At 69.9% G+C, this 1,424-nt stretch carries 1 protein-coding gene; it reads right to left on the bottom strand.

Annotation, left to right across the window (positions count from 1 at the left end; genetic code table 11):
- Positions 1-1,365: IS30 family transposase (locus tag MY520_RS27840; RefSeq protein WP_436695941.1), on the bottom strand; the 1,365-nt coding region annotated here is incomplete at its 3' end.
- Between the last annotated feature and the right edge of the window lie 59 nt (positions 1,366-1,424).

Genomic DNA, 1,424 nt, shown 5'->3' with positions numbered 1-1,424 from the left:
GTGCAGTGAGCGTAGGTGCTCGTCCAGGACCTCCGCGGGGGTCTTCCAGTCGAGGACCTTGCGGGGTCTGCTGTTGATTGCGGCCTGGACGGCGAGGAGGTCGCCCAGGGCCCAGCGGGAGAGGTCGGTGCCCTTGGGGAAGTACTGGCGCAGGAGGCCGTTGGTGTTCTCGTTTGTGCCGCGCTGCCAGGGTGAGTGCGGGTCGGCGAAGTAGACGGCGATGCCGGTGTCGATCTTGAACTGTGCGTGCGCGGAGAGCTCTTTGCCGCGGTCCCAGGTCAGTGAGCGCAGCAGCTCGGCAGGCATCGTGGCCATCGTCGTGGTGAGGGTGTCCTTCATCGCGATGGCGCCGTAGCCGCCCAGGGCGGGTCCGTTCTTGACCGGCGGAACAGTGCCGTAGCCCTCCAGACGCGGCAGGTGAACGAGCAGCGTGTAGCGGCTGGTGCGCTCGACCACGGTGCCGATAGCAGATCGGTTCAGGCCGATGATGAGGTCGCCCTCCCAGTGCCCGGGGACCGCTCGGTCCTCGGCTTCGGCCGGCCGCTCGCTGAGCACGACGTCGGGGGTGACGTGACCCTGCGGCTTGTTGCGCGAGCGCTCGCGGGGCTTGCGCAGCGCCCGCCCAGTCCGTAGGCAGGCCACCAGCTCACGCTTGAGCGCGCCGCGCCCTTCGATGTAGAGCGCCTGGTAGATCGCCTCGTGGCTGATGCGCATGTCCGCATCGTCGGGGAAGTCGACGACGAGCCGTCGGCTGATCTGCTCCGGACTCCAGGCCCTCGCCCAGCGACGGTCCGCACGATGGGGCTTGTTCAAGCCCTTCCAGGTCGTCGGCGGCCCCGCCGCGACCGTCCCGTCGGGCCGCTGCAACTGCCCGCTCAGCCGCGTCTGGACGTACTCCTGCAGCCGCGGATTGCTCGCGAGCTTCGTCGGCTTGGGGCGCCGAGCGGCGGTCTGCGCCTTCCACTGCGCGACCGTCGCCCGGTACTCGATTCTGCCGCTGCGGGTCGCGGCGTTCCGTCGCAGCTCGCGCGAGATCGTGCCGGGATCGCGCTCGAGTTCACGAGCGATCGCCCGGACCCCGAGACCCTTCGCCTTCAGCAGAGCGAGGTCCTCACGCTCGTGGAACGACAGGTAGCGGCCGGTGGGCTCGGCCAGGCTCAGCGGCGGCATGCCGCCAGCGTGGCGAAACCAGCGCGACGCGACTGGCGTGGACACGCCGATCTCGAGCGCGGCGTCCTCCGTGCGCCTTCCCTGCGCGATCAAGCGCCAGAACTCGCGCTCCACATGCCTGGAGGGCATCGGCCGGCCCGGTGAGCGCATCGCGGGCCGCAAAGCCCGATCCGCGTGCTGCTGACGTCGCACCATCGAACACCTCCGTGATCACGGGGTGTTGCGACGACCGGTTGAGTCCGCCCTGCGACCCG

The sequence above is a fragment of the Geodermatophilus sp. CPCC 205506 genome, from assembly GCF_051383635.1.
GTDB lineage: Bacteria > Actinomycetota > Actinomycetes > Mycobacteriales > Geodermatophilaceae > Geodermatophilus.
The sequence above is the reverse complement of the archived record's forward strand: the minus strand, read 5'-3'. Positions and strand labels throughout refer to the sequence as shown.